A 1,438-nucleotide genomic window follows, 5' to 3' on the forward strand; every position below is an offset into this window, starting at 1 on the left:
CCGTAGCGCCGCTCCAGGTGCCGGCGTCCGCCGTCGCGCAGGGCCAACCCGAAATGCACCAGCCCGACCGGCTTCTCGGCGCTGCCGCCGCCGGGGCCTGCAATACCTGTGATCGCCACCGCGACCGTGGCACGCGAGGCCGAGAGCGCCCCGCAGGCCATCGCCCGGGCCACGTCCTCGCTGACGGCGCCGTGCCGGCGGATCAGGTCCATCGGCACCCCGATCGCCTCCGCCTTGGCCTCGTTCGAGTAGGTGACGTAGCCGCGCTCGACCACCGCCGAGGAACCCGGCACCGCGGTGAGCAGCCCCGCCACCAGTCCCCCGGTGCAGGATTCGGCCGTGACGATCGTGCGACCGGCCTCGGCGTAGGCCGCGACCAGCGCCTCGGCGCGGTCGAGAAGCTCCGTGTCGTCGATCATCGCGCGCGGTTCGCCCTGGGCCGGAGCGCCCTATCTCGTGTTGTGACGCAAGGCCGGCCCCGGCTCAAGGACCGGCCGCCCAGACAGGAAACCCAACACCGATGATCTTCCCCGCGACCACGGCCTTCTACGCCGCGCTGCTCGCCCTCGTGTATCTCGGCCTGTCCGGCTGGGTGATGGGATCGCGCGTCTCCGACAACGTCCTGTTGGGCGACGGCGGCGACGCGTCCCTGCTCAAGCGGGTCCGCACGCACGCCAACTTTTCGGAATACGTGCCGCTGGCGCTGATCCTGGTCGCCCTGCTGGAGGCCGGCGGCGGCGGCCATGGCCTCGTCCAGGGCCTGCTGCTCGCCCTGCTGGTGGGCCGCATCCTACACCCGATCGGCATGTTCGCCGCGCCCAACACCCCCCGCCAGTTCGCCTGCCGGGGCGGCGGGATCCTACTGACGATGGCCACCATCGCCATCGCGGCGATCGCGCTGCTGCTCCGGACGGCTTGAGTTTTCTTTCTTGAGATGGGGCGTCGCCCGGTCAGGCTTGGCACCCCTCCAAACAATCCCCTCATCCTGACGCGACGGAGCGAAGCGGAGGCCTCGAAGGAGGCCTCCAGCCAGCCGCGCGATCCCTGGAGGGCTCGTTCGCGTCTCGCTGCGCTCACACCTCAGCACGAGGGAGGAGGGTGGGATAGAGTCTTTGCCTTGCGTCAGCCGGCCTGGCCGGTTGGCCGTATGCTCCCTCGGTCGCGCCGTCGCGGACCGCAATCGACACCTTTGCGCGGAAGCTGGAGCCGCACGCTGTCCTTCATTTCCCTCTGGGGGGAAGGAACGGCGTCTGCGCCCCTATCCCTGCCGCATCGCTGTCTCGGCCTCGGCATCGAGCACCGGGCCGTCCTCTTCGGGGAGGCGGATCGTGGCGGCGGCCTGGGCGGCGAGGCCCTCGGCGCGGCCGACGAAGCCGAGTTTTTCCGTGGTCGTCGCCTTGATCGAGACGGCACTGAGCGGCACGCCGGCGATGGCGGC

General features: G+C 70.9%; 3 protein-coding genes. 1 reads left to right on the top strand and 2 read right to left on the bottom strand.

The features are described 5' to 3' along the window. On the bottom strand, positions 1-419 hold a 419-nt coding region (locus tag FV228_RS29660; RefSeq protein WP_147857719.1), incomplete at its 3' end, for a CinA family protein. 101 nt (positions 420-520) lie between these two features. On the opposite strand from FV228_RS29660, the gene FV228_RS29665 reads away from it, so the two are divergent. Further along, on the top strand, positions 521-919 hold the full coding sequence (locus FV228_RS29665; protein WP_147857720.1) for an MAPEG family protein: 399 nt from the start codon (positions 521-523) through the stop codon (positions 917-919). Positions 920-1,258: 339 nt separating this feature from the next. Here FV228_RS29665 and FV228_RS29675 read toward each other — a convergent pair. Beyond that, on the bottom strand, positions 1,259-1,438 hold a 180-nt coding region (locus FV228_RS29675), incomplete at its 5' end, for a 2-C-methyl-D-erythritol 2,4-cyclodiphosphate synthase (RefSeq protein ID WP_187277973.1).

The sequence above is a fragment of the Methylobacterium sp. WL18 genome (assembly GCF_008040015.1).
GTDB lineage: Bacteria > Pseudomonadota > Alphaproteobacteria > Rhizobiales > Beijerinckiaceae > Methylobacterium > Methylobacterium mesophilicum.

Excerpts from the sequence above, each read along its gene's own strand:
- FV228_RS29665 (WP_147857720.1), top strand. The coding sequence starts at position 521 with ATGATCTTCCCCGCGACCACGGCCTTCTACGCCGCGCTGCTCGCCCTC.